28 protein-coding genes are annotated in these 25,787 nt (G+C 72.5%); 13 read left to right on the forward strand and 15 right to left on the reverse strand.

Annotated features, from left to right (window positions below; genetic code table 11):
* Positions 1 to 87 precede the first annotated feature (87 nt).
* The gene (locus KUM40_RS31960; protein ID WP_217169715.1) at positions 88 to 945 is read left to right on the forward strand and encodes a DMT family transporter; all 858 of its coding nucleotides are present in this window, start codon (positions 88 to 90) and stop codon (positions 943 to 945) included.
* Positions 946 to 1,232: 287 nt separating this feature from the next.
* Here KUM40_RS31960 and KUM40_RS31965 read toward each other — a convergent pair whose 3' ends face one another.
* Positions 1,233 to 2,069, reverse strand: coding sequence for an acyltransferase (locus tag KUM40_RS31965; protein ID WP_217169716.1), 837 nt, complete (start codon positions 2,067 to 2,069; stop codon positions 1,233 to 1,235).
* A 107-nt stretch (positions 2,070 to 2,176) separates the two neighbouring features.
* Between KUM40_RS31965 and KUM40_RS31970 the strand changes: the two genes are divergently transcribed.
* Positions 2,177 to 2,713 carry a gamma carbonic anhydrase family protein gene (locus tag KUM40_RS31970; protein ID WP_217169717.1) on the forward strand — a complete coding sequence of 179 codons (537 nt, stop codon included), beginning with the start codon at positions 2,177 to 2,179 and terminating at the stop codon, positions 2,711 to 2,713.
* A gap of 84 nt (positions 2,714 to 2,797) precedes the next feature.
* Here KUM40_RS31970 and KUM40_RS31975 read toward each other — a convergent pair whose 3' ends face one another.
* Both KUM40_RS31975 and KUM40_RS31980 read right to left on the reverse strand, forming a co-directional pair.
* Positions 2,798 to 3,421: a DedA family protein gene (locus tag KUM40_RS31975; RefSeq protein ID WP_217169718.1), complete on the reverse strand. Its 624-nt coding sequence runs from the start codon at positions 3,419 to 3,421 to the stop codon at positions 2,798 to 2,800.
* A gap of 90 nt (positions 3,422 to 3,511) precedes the next feature.
* The gene (locus KUM40_RS31980) at positions 3,512 to 3,949 is read right to left on the reverse strand and encodes a DUF4442 domain-containing protein (protein ID WP_217169843.1); all 438 of its coding nucleotides are present in this window, start codon (positions 3,947 to 3,949) and stop codon (positions 3,512 to 3,514) included.
* 84 nt (positions 3,950 to 4,033) lie between these two features.
* Between KUM40_RS31980 and KUM40_RS31985 the strand changes: the two genes are divergently transcribed.
* Both KUM40_RS31985 and KUM40_RS31990 read left to right on the forward strand, forming a co-directional pair.
* Positions 4,034 to 5,029, forward strand: a complete 996-nt coding sequence (locus KUM40_RS31985; RefSeq protein WP_217169844.1) for a hypothetical protein — start codon at positions 4,034 to 4,036, stop codon at positions 5,027 to 5,029.
* A gap of 104 nt (positions 5,030 to 5,133) precedes the next feature.
* Positions 5,134 to 6,153, forward strand: a complete 1,020-nt coding sequence (locus KUM40_RS31990) for a hypothetical protein (RefSeq protein ID WP_217169719.1) — start codon at positions 5,134 to 5,136, stop codon at positions 6,151 to 6,153.
* 35 nt (positions 6,154 to 6,188) lie between these two features.
* Here KUM40_RS31990 and KUM40_RS31995 read toward each other — a convergent pair whose 3' ends face one another.
* The 3 genes from KUM40_RS31995 to KUM40_RS32005 form a co-directional block, all read right to left on the reverse strand.
* On the reverse strand, positions 6,189 to 7,034 hold the full coding sequence (locus KUM40_RS31995; RefSeq protein ID WP_217169720.1) for a spermidine synthase: 846 nt from the start codon (positions 7,032 to 7,034) through the stop codon (positions 6,189 to 6,191).
* A 151-nt stretch (positions 7,035 to 7,185) separates the two neighbouring features.
* On the reverse strand, positions 7,186 to 8,364 hold the full coding sequence (gene tuf, locus KUM40_RS32000; RefSeq protein WP_217169721.1) for an elongation factor Tu: 1,179 nt from the start codon (positions 8,362 to 8,364) through the stop codon (positions 7,186 to 7,188).
* A gap of 283 nt (positions 8,365 to 8,647) precedes the next feature.
* Positions 8,648 to 9,370, reverse strand: coding sequence for a DNA alkylation repair protein (locus tag KUM40_RS32005; protein ID WP_217169723.1), 723 nt, complete (start codon positions 9,368 to 9,370; stop codon positions 8,648 to 8,650).
* 49 nt (positions 9,371 to 9,419) lie between these two features.
* On the opposite strand from KUM40_RS32005, the gene KUM40_RS32010 reads away from it, so the two are divergent.
* Positions 9,420 to 10,208 carry a TVP38/TMEM64 family protein gene (locus KUM40_RS32010; protein WP_217169724.1) on the forward strand — a complete coding sequence of 263 codons (789 nt, stop codon included), beginning with the start codon at positions 9,420 to 9,422 and terminating at the stop codon, positions 10,206 to 10,208.
* 7 nt (positions 10,209 to 10,215) lie between these two features.
* Here the strand turns inward: KUM40_RS32010 and KUM40_RS32015 are convergent, their stop codons facing one another.
* Positions 10,216 to 11,385 (reverse strand): thiolase family protein, encoded by a 1,170-nt coding sequence (locus KUM40_RS32015; protein WP_217169726.1) that lies wholly within the window; start codon positions 11,383 to 11,385, stop codon positions 10,216 to 10,218.
* Positions 11,386 to 11,498: 113 nt separating this feature from the next.
* Between KUM40_RS32015 and KUM40_RS32020 the strand changes: the two genes are divergently transcribed.
* The 3 genes from KUM40_RS32020 to KUM40_RS32030 all read left to right on the forward strand — a co-directional run bounded on the left by KUM40_RS32020 (position 11,499) and on the right by KUM40_RS32030 (position 13,254).
* Positions 11,499 to 11,972: a helix-turn-helix domain-containing protein gene (locus tag KUM40_RS32020; protein WP_217169728.1), complete on the forward strand. Its 474-nt coding sequence runs from the start codon at positions 11,499 to 11,501 to the stop codon at positions 11,970 to 11,972.
* 141 nt (positions 11,973 to 12,113) lie between these two features.
* A complete protein-coding gene (locus tag KUM40_RS32025; RefSeq protein WP_217169729.1) occupies positions 12,114 to 12,989 on the forward strand; it encodes an undecaprenyl-diphosphate phosphatase in 876 nt (291 codons plus the stop codon).
* Positions 12,990 to 13,074: 85 nt separating this feature from the next.
* Entirely contained in the window at positions 13,075 to 13,254 is a 180-nt protein-coding gene (locus KUM40_RS32030) for a hypothetical protein (protein WP_052838833.1), read from the forward strand.
* A 69-nt stretch (positions 13,255 to 13,323) separates the two neighbouring features.
* On the opposite strand, the gene KUM40_RS32035 is transcribed toward KUM40_RS32030, so the two are convergent.
* The gene (locus tag KUM40_RS32035; protein ID WP_217169845.1) at positions 13,324 to 14,064 is read right to left on the reverse strand and encodes an SDR family NAD(P)-dependent oxidoreductase; all 741 of its coding nucleotides are present in this window, start codon (positions 14,062 to 14,064) and stop codon (positions 13,324 to 13,326) included.
* A 142-nt stretch (positions 14,065 to 14,206) separates the two neighbouring features.
* Between KUM40_RS32035 and lnt the strand changes: the two genes are divergently transcribed.
* Entirely contained in the window at positions 14,207 to 15,784 is a 1,578-nt protein-coding gene (gene lnt, locus KUM40_RS32040; protein ID WP_217169730.1) for an apolipoprotein N-acyltransferase, read from the forward strand.
* Here the strand turns inward: lnt and KUM40_RS32045 are convergent.
* Positions 15,708 to 16,613, reverse strand: a complete 906-nt coding sequence (locus KUM40_RS32045) for a Gfo/Idh/MocA family protein (protein ID WP_217169731.1) — start codon at positions 16,611 to 16,613, stop codon at positions 15,708 to 15,710. The genes lnt and KUM40_RS32045 overlap by 77 nt on opposite strands.
* A 24-nt stretch (positions 16,614 to 16,637) precedes the next feature.
* The gene (locus tag KUM40_RS32050) at positions 16,638 to 17,819 is read right to left on the reverse strand and encodes an FAD-dependent monooxygenase (RefSeq protein WP_217169733.1); all 1,182 of its coding nucleotides are present in this window, start codon (positions 17,817 to 17,819) and stop codon (positions 16,638 to 16,640) included.
* A 131-nt stretch (positions 17,820 to 17,950) separates the two neighbouring features.
* Between KUM40_RS32050 and KUM40_RS32055 the strand changes: the two genes are divergently transcribed.
* From KUM40_RS32055 to KUM40_RS32065, 3 genes are all read left to right on the forward strand, one after another.
* Positions 17,951 to 18,571, forward strand: a complete 621-nt coding sequence (locus tag KUM40_RS32055; protein WP_217169734.1) for a TetR/AcrR family transcriptional regulator — start codon at positions 17,951 to 17,953, stop codon at positions 18,569 to 18,571.
* 42 nt (positions 18,572 to 18,613) lie between these two features.
* Positions 18,614 to 19,126: a DinB family protein gene (locus KUM40_RS32060; RefSeq protein ID WP_217169736.1), complete on the forward strand. Its 513-nt coding sequence runs from the start codon at positions 18,614 to 18,616 to the stop codon at positions 19,124 to 19,126.
* Between the two features lie 103 nt (positions 19,127 to 19,229).
* On the forward strand, positions 19,230 to 19,745 hold the full coding sequence (locus KUM40_RS32065; RefSeq protein WP_217169738.1) for a hypothetical protein: 516 nt from the start codon (positions 19,230 to 19,232) through the stop codon (positions 19,743 to 19,745).
* A gap of 25 nt (positions 19,746 to 19,770) precedes the next feature.
* Here KUM40_RS32065 and KUM40_RS32070 read toward each other — a convergent pair whose 3' ends face one another.
* The 5 genes from KUM40_RS32070 to fabG form a co-directional block, all read right to left on the reverse strand.
* Entirely contained in the window at positions 19,771 to 20,322 is a 552-nt protein-coding gene (locus KUM40_RS32070) for a hypothetical protein (RefSeq protein WP_217169739.1), read from the reverse strand.
* 128 nt (positions 20,323 to 20,450) lie between these two features.
* The gene (gene ung, locus KUM40_RS32075; protein WP_217169741.1) at positions 20,451 to 21,134 is read right to left on the reverse strand and encodes a uracil-DNA glycosylase; all 684 of its coding nucleotides are present in this window, start codon (positions 21,132 to 21,134) and stop codon (positions 20,451 to 20,453) included.
* Positions 21,135 to 21,227: 93 nt separating this feature from the next.
* On the reverse strand, positions 21,228 to 22,814 hold the full coding sequence (locus tag KUM40_RS32080) for an ABC transporter substrate-binding protein (protein ID WP_217169743.1): 1,587 nt from the start codon (positions 22,812 to 22,814) through the stop codon (positions 21,228 to 21,230).
* Between the two features lie 209 nt (positions 22,815 to 23,023).
* On the reverse strand, positions 23,024 to 23,785 hold the full coding sequence (locus tag KUM40_RS32085; RefSeq protein WP_217169744.1) for an SDR family oxidoreductase: 762 nt from the start codon (positions 23,783 to 23,785) through the stop codon (positions 23,024 to 23,026).
* 37 nt (positions 23,786 to 23,822) lie between these two features.
* Positions 23,823 to 24,584 carry a 3-oxoacyl-ACP reductase FabG gene (fabG, locus tag KUM40_RS32090; RefSeq protein WP_217169745.1) on the reverse strand — a complete coding sequence of 254 codons (762 nt, stop codon included), beginning with the start codon at positions 24,582 to 24,584 and terminating at the stop codon, positions 23,823 to 23,825.
* A 264-nt stretch (positions 24,585 to 24,848) separates the two neighbouring features.
* Between fabG and KUM40_RS32095 the strand changes: the two genes are divergently transcribed.
* A complete protein-coding gene (locus KUM40_RS32095; protein ID WP_217169746.1) occupies positions 24,849 to 25,706 on the forward strand; it encodes a hypothetical protein in 858 nt (285 codons plus the stop codon).
* The last annotated feature ends 81 nt before the right edge of the window (positions 25,707 to 25,787 follow it).

Here is a 25,787-nt window from a genome sequence, read left to right on the forward strand (position 1 = left end):
TTATTTTGGATGACGCGGTGCAGTACATTGAACTATGGTCTGCTGCACCTGAAGGTCCATCGAACTGTACTGCGAGGCGACCGGATCATGACAGCGCTGTTCGCCCTGGCCACCAGCCTCCTGTGGGGCGTGGCCGACTTCGGCGGCGGGGTCCTGACCCGGCGCATACCCGCGCTCACCGTGGTCGTGGTCTCCCAGTCGATCGCGGTCGTCGTCCTCGGCACGATCGTGGCCGCGTCCGGGGCGTGGAGCGAGGCGTCCCCGCTGCTGTGGTTCGCAGTCGGCGCCGGGCTGGTCGGGCCGGTGGCGATGCTCGCCTTCTACAAGGCGCTCGCCCTGGGGCCGATGGGCGTCGTCTCGCCCCTCGGCTCGCTCGGCGTGGCCGTCCCGGTCACCGTGGGCCTGTTCCTCGGCGAGCGTCCCGGGCTGCCGCAATTCGCCGGCATCCTGGTCGCCGTCGCGGGGGTCGTGCTGGCCGGCGGTCCACAACTGCGGGGCGCGCCGGTCCAGCGGCGGGCCGTCGTCCTCACGCTGGTCGCGGCGTTCGGCTTCGGGGCGGTCATGGCCCTCATCGCGGAGGCGTCGACCACGCTCACGGGCCTCTTCCTCGCCCTCTTCGTCCAGCGCGTCACCAACGTCACCGCGGGCGGCCTGGCGCTGTGGGCGTCCGTCCGGCGCGGCGCCCCCGCGCTGCCCGAGCGGGGTCTGGCCTGGAGCACGCTGCCGGCGCTGGCCTTCGTCGGGCTCGCCGACGTCGCGGCGAACGGCACGTACTCGGTCGCCGCCCAGCACGGTCCGGTCACGGTGGCCGCCGTGCTGGCCTCCCTCTACCCGGTGGTGACCGCGCTGGCCGCGCGCGGGTTCCTCAGCGAACGGCTGCGTGCCGTACAGGCGGCGGGCGCGGGCCTCGCCCTGGTGGGCACGCTACTGCTGGCCACGGGCTGAGTCCGGGGCCGGGCCCCGGGCTGGACCCCGGGCGCTGGGTCCCGGGCTGGACCCCGGGCACTGGGGGCCCGGGCTGGACCCCGGGCACTGGGGGCCCGGGCTGGGCCCCGGGCTGGGCCCCGGGCGCTGGGTTCCGGGCTGAGGTCCCGGGCTGGGCCCCGGGCACTGGGTCCAGGGCGCTGGGTTCCGGGCTGGGCACCAGGCGCTGGGTCCAGGGCGCTGGTTCCGAGCGCTGGGTTCCGGGCTGGGCACCAGGTACTGGGACCCGGGCTGGGACTGCCGCCCGCTCAGCTCTCCGTGGCCGGTTCCGCGAGCCTGCCCGCCGCTGCCGCCGGGTCGTCCAGCACGGTCAGGCGGGCCACCGCCTCGTCGTCCAGTTCGGCCAGGCGGGCCACCGTCTCGTCGTCCAGCCGCGACAGCTCCGTCAACTGTCCCGGCGTGACCCCGTCGGGAATCGGCACCGGCGGCGGGGTCCGCAGCGGCGGCTGCCAGCCCTCCGCGGGCGTCCAGCGCCGTACGACGCGGGCGGGGGCGCCGGCGACCACCGCGTGGTCGGGGACCGTGCCCCGGACCACCGCACCGGCGGCCACAACCACGTTCCGTCCGATCCGCGCGCCGGGCAGGATCACCGCGCCGGTGCCGATCCAGCAGCCGGAGCCGATCTCCACCGGGTCCATCCGCGGCCACTGCTTGCCGATGGGCTGGTGCGGATCGTCGTAGGAGTGGTTGGTGGAGGTGACGTAGACGTACGGGCCGAAGTAGCAGTCGCTGCCGACGGTGACAGTGGTGTCCGCGATGACGTGGCTGCCGCGGCCGAGGACGACTCCGTCGCCGATGCGCAGGATCGGCTCGGGCCCGAGGTCGAGGTCGGGCATGAGCCCGGCGGTCAGGGTGACCTGCTCGCCGATGATGCAGTGGGCGCCGACGTGGATCCAGGGTTCGCCGAAGACCGTGCCGAGCGGGAAGGCCAGGCGGGTGCCCGTGCCCAGCGCGCCGAAGCGGAAGCGGCCGGGGTGCGCGGCGGTGACGGACCCGGTGCGCTGCACCCAGGCCCAGCCCGCGTGAACGGCCCGCTGCGCGAGGCGGCGCCGCCAGGACGAGAACGTGTTCTTGCGCTTGGGCACCCGCTCACGGTAGTCCGCGCGCGGTGCACCCCGGACCGCGCCATGCTGTGATCTTCACCCCACCGGGTGGCGTACGGTGCCGTACATCACCCGAGCAGGAGGCGAAGATGACGCAGAAAGCGCTGATCACGGGCATCGGCGGCAAGGCCCCGAAGGTGGACGCGGAAACGTTCGTGGCGCCGACGTCCTCGGTCATCGGAGACGTGACGCTGCACGCGGGGGCGAGCGTCTGGTACGGCGCGGTGCTGCGCGGCGACGTCGAGCGGATCTCCGTCGGGGCCGACAGCAACGTCCAGGACAACTGCACGCTCCACGCCGACCCGGGCTTCCCCGTCGCCGTCGGCGAGCGCGTCTCCATCGGGCACAACGCCGTGGTGCACGGCGCCACCGTCGAGGACGACTGCCTGATCGGCATGGGCGCCACCGTGCTCAACGGCGCGGTGATCGGCGCCGGTTCGCTGGTCGCGGCCCAGGCCCTGGTCCCGCAGGACATGCGGGTGCCGCCCGGCTCACTGGTCGCGGGGGTGCCGGCGAAGGTGAAGCGGGAGCTGACGGAGGAGGAGCGTCAGGGGGTCACGCTGAACGGCACGGTGTACGCGGCGCTGGCTGGGCAGCATCGGGAAGCGATGGGGGAGGTTCTGTGATCGATCAGCCGTCCGCGGCTGCGGGGGCTCGCGCCCACGCGGCGGAGCCGCAGATCGACACGGCCCCGCGCCCCTGCGGGGCGCTCACTCCCCGGCGGGCGCAGGCTGGGCCTTGGCCGCCTTGCGCTTGACGATCAGCATCGAGGCGATGCCGATCAGGACGGCCAGGACCAGGCCCAGCCACGAGAAGCGCTTGAGCCAGGACTCGGCGACGACGCCTACGTAGTAGATGACGGCGGTGGTGCCGCCCGCCCAGACGATGCCGCCGAGCACGTTGGCGATCAGGAACTTCCAGTACGGCATCCGCAGCACACCGGCCAGCGGGCCCGCGAAGATGCGCAGCAGGGCGACGAAGCGGCCGAAGAACACGGCCCACATGCCCCACTTCTGGAAGGACCGCTCGGCGGTGGCGACGTGCCCCTCGCTGAAGTGTCTGGGGAACTTCCTGCCCAGCCAGTCCAGCAGGGGCCGACCGCCCTTGCGGCCGATGGCGTAGCCGATGGAGTCGCCGACCACCGCACCCGCGGTGGCGCACACGCCGAGGACCACCGGGTCGATTCCGCCGTGCTGGGACGACAGCAGGGCCGCCGACACCAGGATGATCTCGCCCGGCAGCGGGATGCCCAGGCTCTCCAGACCGATGACCAGCGCGACAACGGCGTAGACGGCCGCCGCGGGCACCGTGTCGAGCCATTCCTGGACGTGCAACGCCCCATCCTCCGCTTCGCGTACCTGTTCCCGGTGTTCCCGGTGCGCCTCGTTCGAGGCGCACCGGAAAGCGTACCGGGTCGGTGGAGGTCAGCCGCCCGGGCGCAGGGTCCATATGACGGTCATCTCACCGGTCACGGCACCGTCCTCGCGCCGGATGGCGACGCTGACCGGGAACTCGGGGCGGCTGCCCGCGTCCAGTTCGGCGACGACCTCGGCGGCGGGGCGGCCGAGCGTCGCGGTGGCGGTGACCGGGCCGAGGGCGATCTTCTTGAAGGCGATCTCGGCGGTGACCGGCAGCGGCACCGCCCTGGAGAGCTGGTCGCCGAAGGCGGCCAGCACGATCGCGCCGCTGGCCGACTCGCCCAGCGTGAACATGGCTCCGGCGTGCGGTCCGCCGACGTGGTTGCGGTACTCGCTCTGGTCCGGCAGGGCCAGGACGGCCTTCTCCGGAGTGGTCTCCAGGTACTCGAGGTTCAGGGTCCGGACCATCGGCACCGTGGCGGCGAGCAACTCGCCGATCGACATCTGATCTGCGCTCATGGAGGCAGGTTACCCGTGAGTAGCATCCAGGGCCAGGCACCCGGGAAGATCGCCGTATGCTGTGCGCCCATGTGGCCAGGAGAGCAGTCGCCCACCGGCGGACCGGACCCGCGGCAGCCCAACCCGTACCAGCAGCCCGGCTATCAGCAGCCCGGGTACCAGCAGCAGCCGTACGCGGACCAGCGGCAACCCGCGCCCTGGAACGCGCCCACGGTCACGTCCAGCGGACCGGACGGATCGGGCGGACCGGGCGGACCGGGCGGCGGGGGGCCCGGAAACGGCCGCACGAAGGTGGTGGCGATCGTCGCCTCCGCCGTCGTGGTGGTCGCCGCCGCAGTGACCGGCGCCGTCCTCCTGGGCGGCGGCGAGGACGACGGGGCCCGGCCCGGCCCCACCGCCTCGTCCCCGGCCTCCTCCCCGACCGCCTCCACCGCCGACGACCCGCGCGGCGGTGACGGCTCCCCGGAACCGACCGTCGAGGGCTGGACCGTCGTGGCCAACCCCGATCGCGGCATCGCCTTCGACGTACCGGCCTCCTGGGTACCGCGGTCGCGCGACTGGGTCACCTACGTCGCCGAGGACGACGACCCCGACGAGAAGCCCCTGGTCGCCATGAAGGCCCCGGCCGTCCTGAAGGAGAAGTGGTGCGGGTCGGACGGCGACCGGAACGGCTCGGTGGACTACACGCCCCTGGCCAGCGCGGGCACCCGCGGCAACAACGGGGCGCGGAGCACCGAGGAGATCGCCCGGGCGGACTCGGCGGCCTGGGTCTACGGGTCCTTCACCCAGCCGGACCACGACAAAGTCCGGACCGGGCCGGTGACCTCCTTCACCACCGCCTCCGGCATCGAGGGCAGTGTCGCCGCCTCCCAGTCGTCCGGGGTGGCGAGGAAGGGCAAGTGCGACGTGAACGGCAAGGCGACCACCTTCGCCTTCAAGTCCGCCGACGGCGACTTCGTCTCGTGGTCGTTCTTCGGCGCCGCGGGCGTCGGCGACGAGGTGCCGGACACCACCGTCCAAAAGATCCTGGCCACCGTCAGGGAGTACACGCCGGCGGACTCCTGAGGAGGTGATGTGCCGTCGGAGCGACGAACCTTCCCCACTTCGGTACGTCCCTGACAAGGCCCGGTGACCGAATCGTGTCCTGGGCGGCATTAGGGTGACTGCTCATGTGGCCAGGACAGCAGCCGCCCGGGGGCGAGCAGAACCCGCAGGACAATCCGTACCAGCAGCCGGGGTACCAGCAGCCGAATCCGTATCAGCAGCCCGGCTACCAGCAGCAGCCCGGCACGCACGGGCAGCAGCAGTGGGGTGCTCCGCAGCCCGCCGGGGCTCCACAGCCCCCGCCGGGCCAGGGGGGCGGGGGCAACCGGACGAAGCTGGTCGCGATCATCGCGTCCCTCGCCGTGGTGGTGGCCGCCGGTGTCACCGGGTTCCTGGTGCTCGGGGGTGACAAGGACGACACGGCGGACGACGGCAAGGACAAGAAGCCGTCCGCGAGCGCGCCCGCGAAGAAGTCCGAAACTCCGTCCACCGACCCGAGCGCGTCCGGCTCCGACGACAACCCGCGCGGCGGCGAGGGGGCGAAGGCCACCATCGACGGCTGGAAGGTCGTCGCCAACCCGCGCTTCGGCACGATCTTCGACGTGCCCGCGGACTGGGAGCTCGACAGCACCGACACCAGCGTCGGTTTCGAGTGGGAAGAGGACGGCAAGACCGACCGCACCACCGTCACCGCCCCGGCCTACCTGAAGTCCGAGTGGTGCACGACCGACGAGAACAAGGACGGCCGCAAGGAGAGCACCGCCCTCGCCACCACGGGTACCCGCGGTGAGAGCGGCGCCAAGACCACCGACCAGGCGGCCGAGACGCGGGTGCCGTGGTGGATCTACGGCGGTTTCACCGAGCCGGACAAGAAGGCCGTCAAGTACGGCAAGCCGAAGGCGTACACCACCGCGTCGGGCATCAAGGGCAGCGTCATCACGGCGCACTCTGAGGGCGCGGCGAAGAAGGGGAAGTGCGACACCGAGGGCAAGGCGATCACCTTCGCGTTCAAGAACGGCGCGGGCGACTTCGTCACCTGGAACCTGTACGGCGCCAAGGGTGTCGACGAGGAGGTCCCGGAGGCGACGATCCAGAAGATCCTGAGCACCGTGCGTCTCACCGAGGCACCGCCGACCGAGTCGTAGGCGCCGCCCGGACGGACGGTGCCCGCCGGCGCCGCTCAGCCGATGCCGAACGCCCCGGCGGGCGGCTCGGGCGACGGCACGGCGTCCTCGTCGCGCACCGGCCGCGCGCCGCCGACGAAGTCCCGCAGGGCCGACCCGTGTTCGACCCTGGCCGGGAAGGCGTCGGCGGCGGTGCGCCGGGCCAGCGCGGCCGTGTCCAGGGGCCGGTGCGCGGCGACGAGGAGCGCGTTGCCGAAGCGGCGCCCGCGCAGCACCCCCGGTTCGGCGATCAGCGCCAGCTCCTCGAAGCACGTGGCGAATCCGGCCAGTTGTCCGCGCAGGAAGCCGAACGGCGCCGTGTCGGCCAGGTTGGCCACGTACACGCCGTCGGTGCGCAGGACCCGTGCGGTCTCGCGCACATAGGCGACGGAGGTCAGGTGCGCGGGCACTCGTGAGCCCCCGAAGACATCGGCGACCAGTACGTCGACCGAGTCGGCGGGGGCATTCTCCAGCCAGGCGCGGGCATCGGCAGCGTGTGCGGTGATGCCCGCGCCCGGGGGCAGCGGCAGGTGCTCGGCGACCAGGTCGAGCAGCCCCCGGTCGGCCTCCACGACGTCCTGCCGCGAGCCGGGCCGGGTGGCCGCCAGGTACCGGGGCAGGGTGAACGCGCCGCCGCCCAGGTGCAGGACGTCCAGCGCCCGCCCCGGCTCGGCGACGGTGTCCAGGACGTGGCCGAGCCGGCGCGTGTACTCGAACTCCAGGTGCGCGGGCTCGTCCAGGTCGACGTACGACTGCGGGGCCCCGTCGACGGTGAGCAGCCAGGCCCGCCGCCGGTCGACGTCGGGCATGAGCTTGGCGGTGCCGTGGTCGGTGTCACGGCTGACGGGTATGGCTTCGTTCACCCGCCCCATTGTGCCAAGCGCCCGGTGGCGAGCGCTTTGTGCCGAGCACCTTGTGCCAAGCGCCCGGTGCCAAGCGCCCTGTGCCCGGCACCCTCTTGCCCGCACCCGGCACCCGGCACCCAGCACCCTCTGCCCAGCACCGGCACCGGCCTCACCCGACGGTGGTCACGGTCCCCGCGCCCACGGTGCGCCCGCCCTCGCGAATGGCGAACCCGAGTCCCGTCTCCAGCGGCATGTCCCGGCCCAGCTCCACGGTCATCGTGACCGTGTCCCCGGGCCGGGCGACGGCCGTCTCGCCGAGGTCCACGTCGCCGACCACGTCCGCGGTCCGGATGTAGAACTGCGGCCGGTATCCGCTGGCGACCGGCGTCGAGCGTCCGCCCTCGCGCGTCGACAGCACGTACACCCGCGCCGTGAAGCGCCGCGCGGGCACGACGCTGCCGGGCGCGGCGACCACGTGCCCCCGGCGCACCGTGTCGCGGGCGACCCCGCGCAGCAGCAGCGCCACGTTGTCCCCGGCCTGCGCCTCCTCCATCGGCTTGCCGAAGGTCTCCAGACCGGTGACGACCGTGTCGACGGACGCCCCGAGCACCTCGACCCGGTCGCCGACGCGGACGGTGCCGCGCTCGACGGCCCCGGTGACGACGGTGCCGCGGCCGGTGATGGTGAGCACGTTCTCCACCGACAGCAGGAACGGAGCGTCCAGGTACCGCTCGGGCATGGGCACGTAGGTGTCCACGGCGTCGAGCAGCGCCTCCACGGACGCCGTCCACCTCGGGTCGCCCTCCAGGGCCTTCAGCCCCGAGACCCGTACGACGGGCACGGCGTCGCCGCCGTAGCCGTGCGCGGTGAGCAGCTCGCGGACCTCCAGCTCCACGAGGTCGGTCAGTTCCTCGTCCCCCGCGTCGGCCTTGTTGAGGGCGACCACGATGTGGTCGACGCCCACCTGCCGGGCGAGCAGCACGTGCTCGGCGGTCTGCGGCATGATCCCGTCCAGCGCGGAGACGACGAGGATCGCCCCGTCGAGCTGGGCGGCGCCGGTGACCATGTTCTTGACGTAGTCGGCGTGACCCGGCATGTCGACGTGGGCGTAGTGCCGGGTGTCGGTCTCGTACTCGACGTGCGCGATGTTGATGGTGATGCCGCGCGCCGCCTCCTCCGGGGCGCGGTCGATGCGGTCGAACGAGACGTACTGGGTGGCGCTGCCGGCCCCGCGCTCGGCGAGGACCTTGGTGATGGCGGCGGTCAGGGTGGTCTTGCCGTGGTCGACATGGCCCATCGTGCCGATGTTCAGATGCGGTTTGGTGCGGACGTACGCCGTCTTGGACATGGCGGTACCTCGAAGCCTGGTGGCGGTGGTGGGAACCCCTGGGGCCGGCCGACCCTCCCCCTGCGGGGTCCGCCGGACGATCCGGGGAGGGTCAGCTTCGGGCGCCGTCGGCTGCGGCCGTCGCGGCCTTGAAAAAGGGAACGGCAGCCTTCGGGGCATCCGCGACCGCGGATGCTGCGAGGTGGAAGGCGTACCGGAACATGACGCCGATCATTGCCGACGCGTCGTCCCACGTCGAATGGTTTTTGAGGGAACGGGAGTTCGAGCGCGATGCGGTCCCGCGCTACGGGCCGATGGTCCGCAGTGCCTCCCGCACGGACAGCGGGGCGAGGCGTGTCCGGTGCTCGGCCACGAAGGCGCGTACGGCGTCCGGGTCGGTCTTGGCGTACTCGCGCAGGCACCAGCCGATGGCCTTGCGGACGAAGAAGTCGCCGTGGTCCGACCGGCGCAGGCAGTAGCCGAAGAGTCGGTCGGTGTCGGTGCGTTCCTTGTAGCGCAGTTGGTGCAGCAGCGCCGCGCGGGCCAGCCAGTGGTCGTCGTCCCCGATCCAGGCGTCCATGTCGGCCGTGAGGTCGCGGTCGGCCGTGACCAGCCCGCCGACGACGTGCGCGGCGAGCAGGTCGACGGTGTCCCACCAGGGCACCGTGGTGAGCAGGTGGCGGACCACGGGCAGGAATCCGGAGGAGCAATGCGTCACATGCCGGCGCAGGAAATCGACGGCGAAGTAGTGGTACTCGCGCTCGGGCAGCCGCCAGCAACGCAGCGCGATCGCCGTGCAGTCCGACTCCCGGGGGCGGGGCAGGCCCTCCAGCACGGTGCGGGACAGGGCGCGGCGAACGGGCGAGGTCAGACCCAGGAAGGGCGCCACGTCCCGCATGTACGCCCGCATGTCGACAGCGCGCTCGGGATCGGCCGCGGCGGCGTACACGACGGTGAGCCGCTCCAGCACGGTGTCGGCGAGCGGGCTGTGCGGCACGTCCGGAATTCCCCTGGCTGTGACGCTCATGAGACGCACCATACGGCGATCACACACATGTGTCGGTTAGTGTCACCGGATGTCCGATGCCACCACCCGCTCTGGGGGCACCGCCACGGTCTCTCCCCGGACCGCCGCGACGGAGCTCGCCGTCGCCACCGCCGCCGGGCCGGTCCCGCCGGTCGCGCCGACCGGCTTCGCCGCCCGCGTGACGAGAGTGCTGCTCTCTCCGTGGTCGCGGCTCTCGCTGCTCGTCGCCCTGCTGGCCTCGGCCGCGACGACGGTGCTGCTCTTCCAGCCGCAGCAGTTGCTGACGAACGGGTGGCCACCCCAGCTCGGCGGAGCCGCGGCAGCCCTCGCCTACGCGGTGGCGTACGGGTTGTGCACGGTCGCCTTCGTGCCGCGTCCGCTGCTCAACCTGGCCGCGGGCGCCCTGTTCGGCTCGCAGCTCGGGCTCGCCTCCGCGCTGGCGGGGACGGTGCTCGGCGCCGGGATCGCCTTCTGCCTGGGCCGGGTGCTGGGCCAGGAGGCGTTGCGTCCGCTGCTGCGGGGCAAGTGGCTGACGGCCGCGGACGGGCAGCTCAGCAGGCACGGTTTCCGCTCGATGCTGGCCGCGCGGCTGTTCCCCGGGGTGCCGTTCGCCGCCTCCAACTACTGCGCCGCCGTCTCCCGCATGGGCCTGTTCCCCTTCCTGCTGGCGACGGGTCTCGGGTCGATCCCCAACACCGCCGCCTATGTCGTCGCCGGTGCCCGCGCCTCGACGCCGACCTCGCCTGCCTTCCTGATCGCGCTGGCCTGCATCGCCCTGCCGGGGCTTGCGGGAGCCGTGGTGGCCTGGCGCAAGCGGCACCGGCTGCACGGACTCTGACGGAGCGTCATACCGCTTCCAGGATCATGGCGTTGGCGAGTCCGCCCGCCTCGCACATGGTCTGCAGGGCGTAGCGGGCACCGCGTTCGTGCAGGGCGTGGACGAGGGTGGTGGTCAGCCGGGTGCCGCTCGCGCCGAGCGGATGGCCCAGGGCTATGGCCCCGCCGTGCACGTTGACCTTGTCCAGGTCGGCGCCGGTCTCCTGCTGCCAGGCCAGCACGACGCTCGCGAAGGCCTCGTTGACCTCGAACAGGTCGATGTCGCCGAGGGAGAGCGACGCCCTGCGCAGCACCTTCTCGGTGGCCGGGACGACGCCGGTCAGCATCAGCAGCGGGTCGGAGCCGGTGACGGCGAAGCTGTGGAGCCGGGCGAGCGGACGCAGGCCGAGGCGGGCCGCGGTCTCGCTCGAGGTGATCAGCACGGCCGAGGCACCGTCGTTGACCGGGCTCGCGTTGCCCGCGGTGACGTTCCACTCGATCTGCGGGAAGCGCTGCGCGAAGTCCGGGTCGTGGTACGCGGACCCGAGGCCGGCGAGGATCTCGACGCTGCTGCCCGGACGTACGCACTCGTCGCGGGCCACGCCGTCCAGGGGTGCGATCTCCGCGTCGAAGCGCCCGGTGTCCCAGGCGGTGGCGGCCTTGTGGTGGGAGGAGACGGCGAAGGCGTCCATCCGCTCCCGGGTGAGCGACCACTTGGCGGCGATCAGTTCGGCGCTGATGCCCTGCGGGACGAGCCCCTCCGGGTAGCGGGCGGCGACGCCCGGCCCGAAGGGGTCCTTGCCGGGCGGCACGTTCGACCACATCGGTACGCGGCTCATCGACTCGACCCCGCAGGCGACGACGAGGTCGTACGCCCCGGCCAGGACGCCCTGCGCCGCGAAGTGGACGGCCTGCTGGGAGGAGCCGCACTGGCGGTCCACGGTGGTCGCGGGGACGGACTCCGGGAAGCCCGCCGACAGCAGGGCGTAGCGGGTGGTGTTCATGGCCTGCTCGCCGACCTGGTCGACGGTGCCGCCGATGACGTCGTCGATGAGCGCCGGGTCGACGCCGGACCGCTCGACGAGGGTGCGCAGCGTGTGCGCGAGGAGTTCCACGGGGTGGACGTGGGCGAGGGATCCGTTCGGTTTGCCCTTGCCCATGGGGGTGCGTACGGCTTCGACGACGACTGCGTCACGCATGGTGGGGCCCTCCGACCGCCGGCGACTACCAGTGAGTAGGAAATCTGGACTCACCATAGCCCGGTAAGTAGGAAAATCAAACCCTCTCTGAATCCTCACCTAGACTGGGCGCCATGGCCGCCGCCCCCAAGAACCCGCGTCCCTGCTCGATCGCCGACACCCTGGCGCTCGTCGGCGAGAAGTACTCACTGCTCGTCCTGCGCGAGGTCTGCCTCGGCAACGGCCGTTTCGACCGGCTGGTGCGCAACACCGGCGCCCCGCGCGACATCCTCGCCACCCGGCTGCGGCGGCTCGTCGAGGCGGGGATCCTGGTCAAGCAGCCGTACAGCGAGCGCCCGCAGCGCTTCGAGTACCGGCCGACCCCGGCGGGACTGGAGCTGGAACCGGTCCTGATGACCCTCATGGCCTGGGGCGACCGGCACCTGCGCGCGGAGGACGACCGCCCCATGGTGATCGAGCACGTCTGCGGCCACGAACTGGTCCCACAGGTCACCTGCCCGGCCTGCGGCGACACCGTCCGGCACGAGGACCTGACCGCTCATCCGCAGTCCCCCGGCTGGACGGTGACGGGCCCCGCGGCGGCCTAGGAGCCCGCTCCACCCCTGTCACCCGGACTTCATTTAAGGGCGCTACGCTGCCCCTCGGCACGCCTGGTCCTGATCACCGCACACGGCGGTTCGGCGTGCCCGTCGCCCCTTTCTCGATCGGCACTTGGACTCCGTAACCTCATGTCTTGGTTTGAATCCCTCATCCTCGGACTCGTCCAGGGGCTGACCGAGTTCCTCCCCGTGTCGTCCAGCGCGCACCTGCGTCTGACCGCGGCGTTCGCCGGCTGGCACGACCCGGGCGCGGCCTTCACCGCGATCACGCAGATCGGCACCGAGGCGGCCGTCCTCATCTATTTCCGCCAGGACATCGGGCGGATCATCTCGGCGTGGACGCGCTCGCTGACCGACAGGTCCATGCGCCACGACTCCGACGCGCGCATGGGCTGGCTGGTGATCGTCGGCTCGATCCCGATCGGGGTGCTCGGCCTGACGCTGAAGGACCAGATCGAGGGTCCCTTCCGTGACCTGCGCATCACCGCGACGATGCTGATCGTCGTCGGCGTGATCATCGGCATCGCCGACCGGATGGCCGCCCGGGACGAGAAGGGCGGCCGGCACCGCACGCCCAAGCAGCGCAAGGAGCTGGAGAACCTGAACGTGCGGGACGGCCTGATCTACGGCCTGTGCCAGGCGGCGGCCCTCGTCCCCGGCGTCTCCCGCTCCGGCGCGACCATCAGCGGCGGCCTCTTCATGGGCTACCGGCGCGAGGCCGCCGCCCGCTACTCGTTCCTGCTCGCGGTCCCGGCGGTGCTCGCGTCCGGCGCGTTCGAGCTGAAGGACGCGATGGAGAGCGACCACGTCTCCTGGGGACCGACGCTCTTCGCGACGGTCATCGCCTTCGCCGTTGGATACGTGGTCATCGCCTGGTTCATGAAGTTCATCTCCACCAAGAGCTTCATGCCGTTCGTCTGGTACCGCATCGCGCTCGGCATCGTCATCATCGCCCTGGTCGCGACGGGTGCCCTCAGCCCGCACGCCGCGGAGTCGTCCGGCTGACCGCACGCCGACCGCACGCCGACCGCATCCGCTCGGGTAGCCGTCCGGTAGCGCAGTGTCAGTGCTTGCCCCTAGGCTTGTCCGCATGTCCCCCGATTACGTGACTCCTGGTTCCGTGCGGTCCGCCGCGGAACTGAACGATCAGATCCGTGCCCTGTGGCGGCGCGCGGGCGGGACCCTGTCGGCGCAGGAGCGTGTGGAGTACGAGTTGCTGGTGGTCGAGTGGGCGACCGCGATCCGCGGCGAGGTCATCGAGGCGGCCTGAGCGAGAGGCGCCGCCCGCGCACCCTACCGGCTCAGCGCGCCCGCCCGGCTCAGCGCCCGACCGCCCGGCTCAGCGCCCGCCCGCCACCCGGAGCACGGTCCCCGTCGTGTACGACGCGTCGGGCGACATCAGCCAGGAGATCGCCGCGGCGATCTCCTCCGCCCGGCCCGCACGGCCCATCGGCACCGCCGCCCCCATCCGCCGCGCCCGGTGCGCGTCGCCCGCCGCCGCGTGCATCTCGGTGTCGATCACCCCGGGCGCGACGGCGTTGACCCGGATCCCGTCCGGGCCGAGCTCCTTGGCCAGACCCAGCGTCAGGGCGTCGACACCCGCCTTGGCCGCCGCGTAGTGGACGTACTCCCCCGGGCTGCCGAGGGTCGCGGCGCCCGACGACACGTTCACGATCACGCCGCTCCCCCGCTCGGTCATCAGCCGCGCGGCCAGCCGGGTGCACAGCAGCACGCCCAGCAGGTTGACGTCGAGCACTCGGCGCAGGTCCGCGGTGTCGCTGTCGGCGAGCCGCCCCAGCGGTCCGGTCACGGCCGCGTTGTTCACCAGCCCCGTCACCGCACCGAGCCGCTCCCCGGCCAGGTCGAAGAGCCGCTCGACATCGGCCTCGACGGAGGTGTCCGCCCGCACCGCCACACCGCGGCCGCCCGCCTCGCGCACCCCCGCCACGACCGTCTCGGCGGCCGCCGCGTCACGCGCGTAGCCCACGACGACGTCGTGTCCGTCCGCCGCGAGCCGCAGAGAGGTCGCCGCACCGATCCCCCGGCTGCCGCCGGTGACCACCGTGATCGGACGTGCCATGAGTACCTCCAGCGTCATTTGATCGATCATCGATCACCATACTCGGGTGGCGCCGACGGACCCTGAACCCGCCGATGTGATCAACTGAATTTGCCCTCGTCGCGGGCGCACACTGTAGGCAGCACGGGGTAGGGAGGCGCCCATGAAGAAGCTCGACCACTGGCTCGCCTCCCCGTGGCGGCGCTCGGCCGTCGCCGTGCTCGCCGGCGCGCTGCCGGTGCTCGCCTTTCCGGGTCCGGCCCTGTGGTGGTGGGCCTGGTTCGCGCTGGTCCCCTGGATCCTGCTGGCCCGTACCGCGCCGAACGGGAAGCGGGCGGCGTACGACGGGTGGTGCGGCGGGTTCGGGTTCGTGCTGGCCATGCACCACTGGCTGCTGCCGAACCTGCACGTGTTCACGTTCGTCATCGCCGCGCTGCTCGGCGCCCTGTGGGTTCCGTGGGGCTGGCTGGTGCGGCGGCTGCTGGGCGGTGCGCCGTCCGTCGGGAGGGTCGCCGCGTCGCTCGTGGTGCTGCCGTCGGGCTGGCTGCTGGCGGAGCTGGTCCGGTCCTGGCAGGGCCTTGGCGGCCCCTGGGGGATGCTCGGCGCCAGCCAGTGGCAGGTGTCCCCGGCGCTGCGGCTCGCCTCGGTGGGCGGGGTGTGGCTGCTCAGCTTCCTGGTGGTGGCCGTCAACGTCGCCGTCGCCGTTCTCGTCGGCGTGCGCCGGGCCCGGGTGCCCGCCCTGGCCGGGCTGGTCGCCACCGCCGCGGCCACCTCGGCGGCCTGGGTCTGGTCGCCGCGCCCCGACGCCGACGGCGAGCGGGTCGCGATCGGCGTGGTGCAGCCCGGCGTCGTCGCCGGGGCGGACAGCGCCGACCGGCGCTTCGACCGCGAGGAGCGGCTGACCCGCCGGCTCGCCGACCGGGACCTCGACCTGGTCGTGTGGGGCGAGAGCAGCGTCGGCTTCGACCTGGACGACCGGCCCGACCTGGCCCGGCGGCTCGCGGCACTGTCGCGGGAGACCGGCGCGGACATCCTGGTCAACGTGGACGCGCGGCGCGCCGACCGGCCCGGCATCTACAAGAGCTCCGTGCTCGTCGGCCCCGAGGGCCCGACCGGCGACCGGTACGACAAGATGCGGCTGGTCCCCTTCGGGGAGTACGTGCCGGCCCGCTCACTGCTCGGCTGGGCCACCTCCGTCGGCGAGGCGGCGGGCGAGGACCGCATGCGGGGCACCCGGCAGGTGGTGATGGACGTCGGCGGCGGGCTGCGCATCGGGCCGATGGTCTGCTTCGAGAGCGCGTTTCCCGACATGAGCCGCCAACTGGCCGCCGACGGCGCCGAAGTCCTGCTCGCCCAGTCGTCGACGTCGACCTTCCAGCACACCTGGGCTCCCGAGCAGCACGCCTCGCTCGCCGCGCTGCGCGCCGCCGAGACCGGCCGGCCGATGGTGCACGCGACGCTGACCGGCGTCTCCGCCGTCTACGACGCGAACGGCGAGCGGATCGGCTCCTGGCTCGGCACCGACGCCAGTACCTCGCGGGTGTACGAGATCCCCCTCACCCACGGCACCACACCGTATGTCCGCTACGGCGACTGGACGGTGCGCGGGGCGCTGGTGATCCTCGCGGCCTGGGCCGCCGCCGAGGGGGTAACGACGGTGCGGCTCAGGCGGAGCGGTCCAGCACGGTCCGGACCACCCGCTCGCACAGCTCATGGGTCTCCAACGCGTCCCGGGCACTGAGCACCCGGCCGGCCCGCACCGCGTCGAGGAAGCCGAGTACGGCCTGCTCGATGCCGCGCTGGCGGGCGACGGGAACCCAGTCGCCGCGCCGCCGCACGGTCGTCTGGCCCTTGTGGTCGATCACCTCGGCGAGGTTGACCACCTGGCGTTTGGTGTCCTGGCCGGAGACCTCCAGGATCTCCTCCGCCGAGCCGCTGAGCCGGTTCATGACGCCGAGTGCGGTGAAGCCGTCCCCGGCGAGCTGGAGCACGACGTGGTGGAGCAGGCCGTCCTCGACCCGGGCGCGCACGGTCACGCCGTCGACCGGGCCGGGCACCAGGAACCTCAGTGTGTCGACGACGTGGATGAAGTCGTCGAGGATCATCGTGCGCGGGTCCTCGGGCAGCCCGGTGCGGTTCTTCTGCATGAGGATCAGTTCGCGCGGGTGATCGGCGCACTGCGCGTACCCGGGGGCGTGACGCCGGTTGAAGCCCACGGCGAGGCTGGTGCGCCGCTCCTCGGCGAGGGTCACCAGGCGCTCGGAGTCGGCGAGTTCGTAGGCGAGCGGCTTGTCGACGTAGGTCGGGACGCCGGCTTCCAGCAGCCGGGCCACGATCTGCGGGTGGACGGCCGTCGGCGCGTGCACGAAGGCGGCGTCGAGGCCCTGGGCGAGGAGCGCGTCGAGGTCGGTGTGGCGCTGCGGGTCCGGGATGCGCAGGCCGTCGGCGACCCGGGTGAGCGTCGCCGGGGTGCGGGTCTGCAGGTGCAGTTCGACCCCGGGCAGGACGGCGAGCACCGGCAGGTAGGCCTTGCGCGCGATGTCGCCGAGTCCGATGCAGCCGACCTTCACGGGGTGTGCTCCTCTAACGCTCGTCTAACTTTCGTCGACCTGGGTCCGCTGGGAAGCATACGGGGGCTGCGGGGGCCGCCAGTCGGCGATGCCGTCGAAGCTCCGCAGGAACAGGGCGGGTCCGGCCTTGGACAGTACGGAGATCGCGGCGTTGCGGGCCGCGATGCCGGCGCGGTTGCTCATCAGGTTGAGGCGGGCGACCTTGACGGCCTGGCGGGTGACGGCGGTGGTCCTGGGCTGCCGGGCGGCGGTGTAGGCGGCGAGGTCCTGGCTGTGGTGGGCGAGCACGACCGCGTCCTCGATGGCCTGGTTGCCGCCCTGGCCGAGGTTGGGCGGCATGGCGTGCGCGGCGTCCCCGAGGAGGGCGACCCGGCCGCGGTGGTGGGCCGGCAGCGGCTCGGCGATCTGGTGCACGTCGTGGCGCAGGACGTCCTCGGGGCGGGCGGCGGCGAGGACTTCGGGGATCGGGTCGTGCCAGTCGCCGTAGCGGTGCAGCAGTTCCGCCTTCTCGTCGGCCGCGTGCCCGCCCGCCGGTGTGACGGCGGCGGCGTACGCGTAGACCCTGCCGTCCTTGAGGGGGTGCGTGCCCCAGATGCGGCCCCGGCCCCAGGTCTCGTGGGAGGCGAACTCGACGCCGGGCAGGGGGATCACCAGCCGCCAGGTGGTGAAGCCGGAGTAGACGGGTCCCGGGTGATCCGGGAACAGGGTGCGGCGTACGGCGGAGTGGATGCCGTCGGCCGCGACGACCAGGTCGGCCTCCAGCTCGCCGCCCGGGGTGCGGACCCTGGCCGGGCGGTCGTGGTCGCCGGGGTCGGCGAGCATCGCGTCGGCGGATGTGCGGACCGCGTCCGGAGGCAGCAGTCCGGCCAGTCGGTCGATGAGGGTCGACCGGTGCAGCAGGACCAGCGGACCGCCGAACCGTGCCGCGGCGGCTTCGGCGCTTGACCGGGAGAGCCAGCGCCCGCCGGGAGTGCGCAGTCCCCCGTCGCCCTGCCAGGCGGCGAGGTCGCGGATCTCGTCGCCGAGGCCGATGACGTCCAGGGCGCGCAGGGCGTTGGGCGACAGGGAGATGGCGGCGCCGATCGGCCGGAGCGAGGGGGCGCGCTCCAGGACGGTGACCCGCAGACCGCTCTGGTGCAGGGCGGCCGCCGCGGTCAGGCCGCCGATGCCGCCGCCGATCACGACGGCCCGCTTCGTCCGTGTCATGACTCTCCTCACCCTCCTCGCCCATCCCGCTCATCTCGTCCACCTGGACGTTCACTCGGCTTCACTACAGCCGTAGTAGGAGCTTGCCGCCGACTGTACTACAGCCGTAGTCCGGCGGGTAGGTTGATCCCATGTCCCCACGTACCGCGCCGCCCGGGCCCCCAGCGGGCGCCTCGCGCGCCGACCTCGTCGCCGACGCGGCCCTGTCCCTGCTCGCCGAGCGCGGGATGCGCGGGCTGACGCACCGGGCGGTCGACGAGGCGGCCGGGCTCCCCCAGGGCTCCACGTCCAACCTCGCGCGCACCCGGCTGGCGCTGCTGGAACTGGCGGTGCGGCGCCTGGCCGACCGGGAGGCGCGGGTACTGGCGCTGCACGAGATGCCGGACCCGCGGGCCGGCCTCGACGCCCTGGTGGACGCGCTGGCACTGGCGACGCACCGCGCCCTGACCCGCAACCGCGCGCTGACGCTGGCCCGGTACGAACTGGCGCTCGAGGCCACGCGACGCCCCGAGCTGCGGGCCCACTTCGACGCGGCGGGCGCCCGCTTCCGGGAGCAGCTCGGAGCCCTCGTCACCGCGATGGGCTCGGCCGACCCGGGCCGGCACGTGCTCTCGCTGGTCGCCTGGGCGGACGGGCTGATGTTCAGTTGCGTGGCCGGGACCTTCCACGCCGAGGCGCCGGGCCTCGCGGAGGTCCGGTCGGGACTGCGGGAGATCCTGGACGGCATGCTCGGCGGCCCGCCGCACCGCTGAAACCCCCTGGTGGGACGAGCCGGTCCGGGCGAGGATACGGGCATGACGACCGAACGCCGCGAACCCGCCGTCGACGCCGACGAACGCACCATGCTGGAGGGCTGGGTGGACTATCACCGCCAGACCCTCGCGTGGAAGTGCGAAGGACTCGCCGACGAGCAGCTCAGGACGGCCGCCGTGGCACCGTCCACGTTGTCCCTGATGGGGCTGGTGCGGCACATGGCGGAGGTGGAACGGAGCTGGTACCGGCGGGTGCTGGCGGACGAGGACGCGGGCCCCATGCACTACTCCGACGAGGACCCGGACGGAGATTTCCGGGTGAGCGGGTCGGACACCTGGCAGGAGGTCCACGCCGCCTGGCAGGCCGAGATCGAGGCGGCCCGGCGCAACGCGGCGGGTGTGCCCCTGGGAGAACCGACCCGGGGGAAGCACCTGCGCACCGGTGAGCGCTTCACCCTGCGCTGGATCCACACCCACATGATCGAGGAGTACGCGCGTCACAACGGGCACGCGGACCTGATCCGCGAGCGCCTGGACGGAGCCACGGGCGACTGACGTCACCTCCGGTGGTCCACGGCCCTCCGTACGGGGCCGGAGATCACCCGTGCGGGGCAACCTCCGCTTGTCCGGCGCCGGGGAAGGCGCCCGACCCAGCAGAGTGGCGCGGGTGCATCGAACGACGACCACCGCAACGCTTCTGGTGACCGTGGCAGTCTCGGCCCTGACCGGGTGTACGACGGTCAGGGGCCCGGCCGTGGCCGACCCCTCGGCGGCCGGCGCCCGCTCGTCCGCGCCGCACCCCGACGGCCCGGCCGAGCCCCGGGTCGTACAGGCCCCGGCCCGCGAGGCGCTGGAGATGATCGGCCCCTCCCCGGACCCGGACCGCGCCACCGGCGAACCGCGCCGCACGAACCCCCCGGCGACCGCACCCGCCCCGCACGATCCGCCGGCCGCCCGTGCCCGCCCCGAAGAGCGGACCTCCCGCCCCGCGGCACCGGAGCACACGCGTGGGCCCGCGACATCGCGGCCCGAGGTGCCGGACCTGCCGCGCTCGCCCGGCAAGAACGGCAAGACCGGCAAGAACGCCGACGTGTGCTCCCTCGGCAAGGAGTACGGCGGTTGGCGGCCGGGCAGTCCCGAGGCCCGCATCTGCGAGCAGGCGTACGGACGCTGAGCCCTCGCCCCCGGAGGGACCGGTGTTACGGCCGCTGCCGCGGTGGCCGGCCCCACCCCTCGGGCCCGTCGGGTCCGTCGGGTCCGTCCGTGCCGCGACCGGCGTCGTCCATGCGCCGCTCCAGCCGGTCGATCGACGCCCGTACGCCCTCTGCGTAGCGGCCGGGGGCGAGGGACTCGGCCGCGGTGCGGGCGCGCCGCAGGTGTACGCGGGCGGCCTCGCGGTGGCCGAGCCGGTCGTAGTCCGCGGCCAGGTTCAGGTGGAGCGAGGGGCAGAGGGCGCGGGCGGCGGGTGTGCTCCGGTGCCGCTCGGCGAGCCGGTCCTGCGTCAGTTCCTCGGCGGCCGACAACGCCCGCAGGTCCCAGGCCAGTTCGTCCTGTGGATCGTCCTGGGTGTCGGCCAGGTAGTGGGCGAGCGTGCAGCGGTGCAGGGGGTCGCCGTGCTCGCCGATCTCCGCCCACAGGCCCAGGAAGCGGTGCCGGGCCTCCTCGCGGTCGCCCGCGTGATGCAGCATGACGACCTGGCCGATCCGCGTCAGCACGGCATCCGGCGCCGCCTGCTCCTGTCCCTGCGCCACCGCGTCCTCCGTCGTGCCCTCGTCGGCTGTCCCGACGACGCTAACCGCAGGTCCCCGCATTCCCGGTCAGGCGGCACCGGGAAGCGCCCGGGCCGGTCGGTGGCGGACCGGCCCCGGCGGCCTCGGGGTCAGCCCAGGTTCGGGATGGTCCAGTCGATCGGCTCGTGGCCCTGCTTCGCGACCGCCTCGTTGATCTGCGTGAACGGTCGGGAGCCGAAGAACTTCTTCGCCGACAGCGGCGAGGGGTGCGCGCCCTTGACCACCACGTGCCGCGTCTCGTCGATCAGCGGCAGCTTCTTCTGCGCGTAGTTCCCCCACAGCACGAACACCGCCGGGTCGGTCCGGCCGGCCACCGCGCGGATCACCGCGTCGGTGAACAGCTCCCAGCCGCGGGCCTTGTGCGAGTTCGCCTCGCCGGCCCGGACCGTGAGCACCGCGTTGAGCAGCAGGACACCCTGCTTCGCCCACGGCATCAGAAAGCCGTTGTCCGGGACGGGGGTGTCCAGCTCCGCGTGCATCTCCTTGTAGATGTTGCGCAAGGACGGCGGGACCTTCACGCCCGGCCGGACCGAGAAGCACAGCCCGTGCCCCTGGCCCTCGCCGTGGTACGGGTCCTGCCCGAGGACCAGTACCTTCACCCGGTCGTAGGGCGTGGCCTCCAGGGCGGCGAAGACCTCCTCGCGCGGCGGGTAGACGGGGCCGTTCGCCCGCTCCTCCTCGACGAACTCCATCAGCTCCTTGAAGTAGGGCTGCTGAAGCTCGCCGCCCAGCACCTCGCGCCAGGACTCGGGCAGCATGGCGATGTCGGTCACGTCAACTTCCTTACGCTGTGCGGTCGCTTCCAGTCCCGAAGAACCTACCGGCGTCCACTGACAACGCGAGCGCCGACCGGCGCCTGTCGGCGTCTACCAGCTCGTCTTCCGCTGGAGCTGCCACATCATCATGATCGTCGACGGGTCAAGGGCCTGCTCCGCGCCCGAGATGTCCGTGCTGGCGGCCACGTACTGCTTGCCCTGCCACAGCGGCAGCAGCCGTGCGTCGTTCACCATGATCTCCTGCGCCCGCTCGAACTCCCTCTCCACGTTGGCGCGGTCGCTCTCCCGGCGTGAGCGCGGCAGCAGTTCACCGGTGATCTCCGGTGCGAGGTAGGGCGTGCCGAGGGCGTTCTGCTCGCCGACGAAGGGGGCGATGAAGTTCTCCGCGTCCGGGAAGTCCGGGGACCAGCCGCGTCCGAACACCGGGTACTCGCCCTTCTGGTAGCCCTCGACGTACGTCTTCCAGGGACGGCTCTTGAGAGTGACCTCGAAGAGACCCGAGCCGTCGAGCTGTCGCTTGATCTCCTTGAACTCCCGCCCCGTCTCCGAGCCGTAGCGGTCGCTGGTGTACCAGAGGGTGAGCGGGACGGGCTCCGTGATGCCGGCGTCCTCGAGCATCTCGCGGGCCTTGGGGACGCTGGGGTCGCCGTAGTCGTCGAAGAAGCCCGTGGTGTGACCGGTGAGGCCCTTGGGGACCATCGAGTACAGCGGATCGACGGTGTCCCGGTAGATCTTGTGCGCGATCGCCGCCCGGTCGATCACCTGGGCGACGGCCTGGCGCACCTCCTTGCGGCCCGCCCACGGGTCCTCGGGGTTGAAGACGAGATAGCTGATCTCCGTACCGCTGCCCTCGACCAGTTGCAGGCCCTCGTCCTTGCCGTCCTTGCCCTGGAGCGTGATCACGTCGTCGGCGGCGAGGCCGCGGTAGGTCACCTGGATGTCGTCGTCGCGCAGCGCCTCGACCATCCCGGCGGAGTCCTTGAAGTAGCGGATGGTCACCGCCTCGTTGTGGCGTTCGGCGAAGCCCTTGTAGCGGTCGTTGCGCACGAGTTCGGCCCGTTCGCCGTCCTCGTAGGACTCGAGCGTGTACGGGCCGGAGCCGACGACGTCACCGCCCTCGCGCAGGGCGTCCGCCGGGTAGTCGCCGGGGTCGACGATCGACATGGCGGGCGTGGCGAGCACGAACGGGAAGGTGGCGTCGGGCTTGTTGAGGTGGAAGACCACCTCGCGCTCGCTCGGCGCCTGGACCCGTTCGAGGCTGCCGAGCAGACCGGCCGGGCCGCCGTTGACGTTGATGTCCTTGATCCGGTCGATCGAGTACTTGACGGCCCGGGCGTCGAGGGGGTCCCCGTCGGAGAAGGTCAGGCCCTCGCGCAGCTCGCAGCGGTACACCTGGTTGGTGGAGTCGGTGAACGAGCACCGCTCCGCGGCGTCGGGCTCGGGCGCCGTGGCACCGCTGGGGTAGCTCAGCAGCGTCTGGTAGATGTTCCGGAACAGCTCCCAGGAGCCGTCCCAGGAGGCGGCCGGATCCAGGGTGCTGGGGGCGCTGGTCGTGCCCACGACGATCGGTCCCTCGTCCTGCGAACTGTCGGACGACAGGATGCCGCATCCGGTGACCAGCGACGATATGGACACGATGGCCGCCACCCGACGCAGGCCTCGGTTCCGGTTGAACACGCGCACGCTCCTCGATCCGCCGTGCCAAGGGTCGGCAGACCATACCGCAGCGCCACGCCACCTGAACCCCCTTCTGAACAGGGGTTTTGATCATTTGGCGATGACTACGTTGTCATCTTCGGCGTCGTCTCGAAACGCGGACACGGGCGCCGTTTGCGTCAACGGCGCCCGTGTCCGGGGTCGATCTTGAGAGTCGGCTGTGGGCGAGATCAGGCCACGCCGGCGTTGAGGAAGATGCCTCCGTCGACGACGAGCGTCTGACCGGTGACCCAGTCGGACTGCGCCGAGGTGAGGAACGCGGCGGCGCCGCCGATGTCGGAGGGCACGCCGAGCCGGCCCAGCGGGTAGCCCGAGGCGGCCTCCTCCTCGCGGCCCTCGTACAGGGCGGCGGCGAACTTGGTCTTCACGACCGCCGGGGCGATCGCGTTGACCCGCACCTTGGGCGCGAACTCGTGCGCCAGTTGCGCGGTGAGGTTGATCAGCGCGGCCTTGCTGACGCCGTACGCGGCGAGGAAGGGCGAGGGGGAAAGCCCCGCGACGGAGGCGATGTTGACGATCGCGCCGCCGTTGTCCTTCTGCCAGGCGTGCCAGGTGCGCTGGGCGAAGCCGAGCGCCGAGATCACGTTGGTCTCGAAGACCTTGCGCGCGACGTTCAGGTCGAGGTCGGCGATCGGCCCGAACACCGGGTTGGTACCGGCGTTGTTGACGAGGAAGTCGACGCGGCCGAAGGCCTCCATCACGCGCTCGACGGCCACGGCCTGGTGGGCCTCGTCGTGCGCCTTGCCCGCGACGCCGAAGACCCGGTCGGAGCCGAGTCTGTCGACGGCCTCCTTCAGGGCGTCCTCGTTGCGGCCGGTGATGCAGACGCGGTCGCCGCGTGCGACGAGCGCCTCGGCGACGCCGTAGCCGATGCCGCGGCTGGCGCCCGTGACGAGCGCGACCTTGCCGGAGAGTCCGGGCAGTTCAGTCATGTCAGTGTTCCCCAACCGTTCCTGGTCTCCGTGTTCCCTAGTCGAGCGGTCCGCCGGCCACGTACAGCACCTGGCCGGAGACGAAGCCGGCCGCCTCGCCGGTGAAGAAGGCGATGGCGTTGGCGATGTCGTCGGGCTCGCCGACGCGCGCGACCGGGATCTGGGTGGCGGCGGCGGCCTTGAAGTCGTCGAAGCCCATGCCGACGCGGTCGGCGGTGGCCTTGGTCATCTCGGTGGCGATGAAACCGGGGGCGACGGAGTTGGCGGTGACGCCGAACTTGCCCAGTTCCTTGGCCAGGGTCTTGGTGAAGCCCTGGAGACCGGCCTTGGCGGCGGAGTAGTTGACCTGTCCGCGGTTGCCGAGCGCGGAGGAGGAGGACAGGTTGACGATACGGCCGAAGCCGGCGTCCACCATGTGCTTCTGACAGGCCTTCGACATCAGGAAGGCCCCGCGCAGGTGCACGTTCATGACGGTGTCCCAGTCGGACGCGCTCATCTTGAACAGCAGGTTGTCGCGCAGCACGCCCGCGTTGTTGACGAGGATCGTCGGGGCGCCCAGCTCCTCGGCGATCTGCGCGACGGCCGCCTCGACCCGTGCCTCGTCGGAGACGTCGCAGCCGACCGCGATCGCCTTGCCGCCGGCCGCGGTGATCTTCTCGACGGTGTCCTTGCAGGCGGCCTCGTCGAGGTCGATGACGGCGACGGCGCGGCCTTCGGCGGCCAGTCGTACGGCGGTGGCGGCACCGATGCCGCGCGCGGCTCCGGTGACTACGGCGACCCGCTGCTCAGTGGTGGACATTCGCTGCTTCTCCTCGTCCTGGGGATGCGGCCCGTGCGGTGCGTGCGCCCTCGGGTGAGCGACCGCTTAGTACCTTCCGCAGACGTGACGCTAGAAGCCCTGGCACCCGGTGTCAACGGGACACCGGGCCGGTGTGATCCATTACCTGGCCTTCTCCGCGCGACACCGCCCCGCTCGCCCGATCGGCCCACCGCTGCGGGCCACCGGGCTCTCGGGCCCCTAGCGTCGAAGCGCGAGCCACTCGTGGCCGGAAAGGAGGCGTCCATGCGCCGTCACACCGGTGCAGCAGGCATAGCCGTCGCGATCGCCGCGATCGTGCCGCTGGCCGACACCGCACACGCCGAGGGCCCGGAGCCCCGGAGCACCATCCACCAGGAGGCGGCCCAGTCCGCCTTCGCCACCGACCCGGGCACCCCGGAGCCCCTGTCCCCGGACGCCTTGTACCAGGACTCCCCCGACGAGGGGCTGCTCGAACCGGGCGGAGCGGGTCAGGGAGCGTACGAGGAGGATGCGCTCGGCCAGGGGGAATTCAACCCGGACATGTATGACCAGGGCGGATCCGGCCAAGGGGGATTCGAGCAGGACGAATCCGGCCAGGGTGGATTCGAGCAAGGCGGATCCGAGCAAGGCGGATCCGAGCAGGGCGGACTCGACGACGGCCGACTCGACGAAGCGCGCCCCGACGGGGACGGCCTCGGCCAGACCCGGCCGGACGGGGGACGGCCCGAGCAGGGCGGGCTCGACGCGGGCCGGCCCGGCCAGGGCGTGCTCGACGCGGGCCGGCCCGGCCAGGGCGTGCTCGACGAGAGGCGGGAGCCGTACGTGGGTGCTGTGGGTGGTGTGGGTGCTGTCGCCGCGGCACCGCAGCACTGGGCCTCCGACCCGACGATCTCCGCGACCTCCAAGCCGCGTCCCGCCCCCACCACACCGGCCCCGGCGGCCACCACGCCCGCCCCGACCGCCTCCCCGACCGTCATGCCGACGCTCGGCACCCAGGGCGGCGTCGGCGGCGCCTCGGCCACCGGCCCGAGCGGCGAGGACATCGCGATCGGGCTGGGCGGCGTGGCGAGCGCCGCGCTGGCCGCAGGCTATGCGCTGCTGAGGCGGCGCAGGAACGGCTGACGCCCGGCCGAGGCGAACGCCGGAGAAGGACCGCGCCCACCACCGTGGCCGACCGGCCGACCGGCCGACTGCCCGACCGGA

It is taken from the genome of Streptomyces sp. AC512_CC834, from assembly GCF_019049325.1.
GTDB lineage: Bacteria > Actinomycetota > Actinomycetes > Streptomycetales > Streptomycetaceae > Streptomyces.

What these genes read in the sequence shown, in the direction of transcription:
- KUM40_RS31985 (WP_217169844.1), top strand. Translation starts at nt 4,034, where the DNA reads ATGTGGCCAGGAGAGCAGTCGCCCACCGGCGGACCGGACCCGCGGCAG.
- lnt (WP_217169730.1), top strand. Translation starts at nt 14,207, where the DNA reads ATGAAGAAGCTCGACCACTGGCTCGCCTCCCCGTGGCGGCGCTCGGCC.
- KUM40_RS32095 (WP_217169746.1), top strand. Translation starts at nt 24,849, where the DNA reads ATGCGCCGTCACACCGGTGCAGCAGGCATAGCCGTCGCGATCGCCGCG.
- KUM40_RS31980 (WP_217169843.1), bottom strand. Translation starts at nt 3,949, where the DNA reads ATGTCGATCGGCGAGTTGCTCGCCGCCACGGTGCCGATGGTCCGGACC.
- KUM40_RS32085 (WP_217169744.1), bottom strand. Translation starts at nt 23,785, where the DNA reads ATGACTGAACTGCCCGGACTCTCCGGCAAGGTCGCGCTCGTCACGGGC.
- fabG (WP_217169745.1), bottom strand. Translation starts at nt 24,584, where the DNA reads ATGTCCACCACTGAGCAGCGGGTCGCCGTAGTCACCGGAGCCGCGCGC.
- KUM40_RS32060 (WP_217169736.1), top strand. Translation starts at nt 18,614, where the DNA reads ATGACGACCGAACGCCGCGAACCCGCCGTCGACGCCGACGAACGCACC.
- KUM40_RS31990 (WP_217169719.1), top strand. Translation starts at nt 5,134, where the DNA reads ATGTGGCCAGGACAGCAGCCGCCCGGGGGCGAGCAGAACCCGCAGGAC.
- KUM40_RS32055 (WP_217169734.1), top strand. Translation starts at nt 17,951, where the DNA reads ATGTCCCCACGTACCGCGCCGCCCGGGCCCCCAGCGGGCGCCTCGCGC.
- KUM40_RS32050 (WP_217169733.1), bottom strand. Translation starts at nt 17,819, where the DNA reads ATGACACGGACGAAGCGGGCCGTCGTGATCGGCGGCGGCATCGGCGGC.
- KUM40_RS32035 (WP_217169845.1), bottom strand. Translation starts at nt 14,064, where the DNA reads ATGGCACGTCCGATCACGGTGGTCACCGGCGGCAGCCGGGGGATCGGT.
- KUM40_RS32005 (WP_217169723.1), bottom strand. Translation starts at nt 9,370, where the DNA reads ATGAGCGTCACAGCCAGGGGAATTCCGGACGTGCCGCACAGCCCGCTC.
- KUM40_RS32020 (WP_217169728.1), top strand. Translation starts at nt 11,499, where the DNA reads ATGGCCGCCGCCCCCAAGAACCCGCGTCCCTGCTCGATCGCCGACACC.
- tuf (WP_217169721.1), bottom strand. Translation starts at nt 8,364, where the DNA reads ATGTCCAAGACGGCGTACGTCCGCACCAAACCGCATCTGAACATCGGC.
- KUM40_RS32030 (WP_052838833.1), top strand. Translation starts at nt 13,075, where the DNA reads ATGTCCCCCGATTACGTGACTCCTGGTTCCGTGCGGTCCGCCGCGGAA.
- KUM40_RS31970 (WP_217169717.1), top strand. Translation starts at nt 2,177, where the DNA reads ATGACGCAGAAAGCGCTGATCACGGGCATCGGCGGCAAGGCCCCGAAG.
- KUM40_RS31960 (WP_217169715.1), top strand. Translation starts at nt 88, where the DNA reads ATGACAGCGCTGTTCGCCCTGGCCACCAGCCTCCTGTGGGGCGTGGCC.
- KUM40_RS32015 (WP_217169726.1), bottom strand. Translation starts at nt 11,385, where the DNA reads ATGCGTGACGCAGTCGTCGTCGAAGCCGTACGCACCCCCATGGGCAAG.
- KUM40_RS32025 (WP_217169729.1), top strand. Translation starts at nt 12,114, where the DNA reads ATGTCTTGGTTTGAATCCCTCATCCTCGGACTCGTCCAGGGGCTGACC.
- KUM40_RS32010 (WP_217169724.1), top strand. Translation starts at nt 9,420, where the DNA reads ATGTCCGATGCCACCACCCGCTCTGGGGGCACCGCCACGGTCTCTCCC.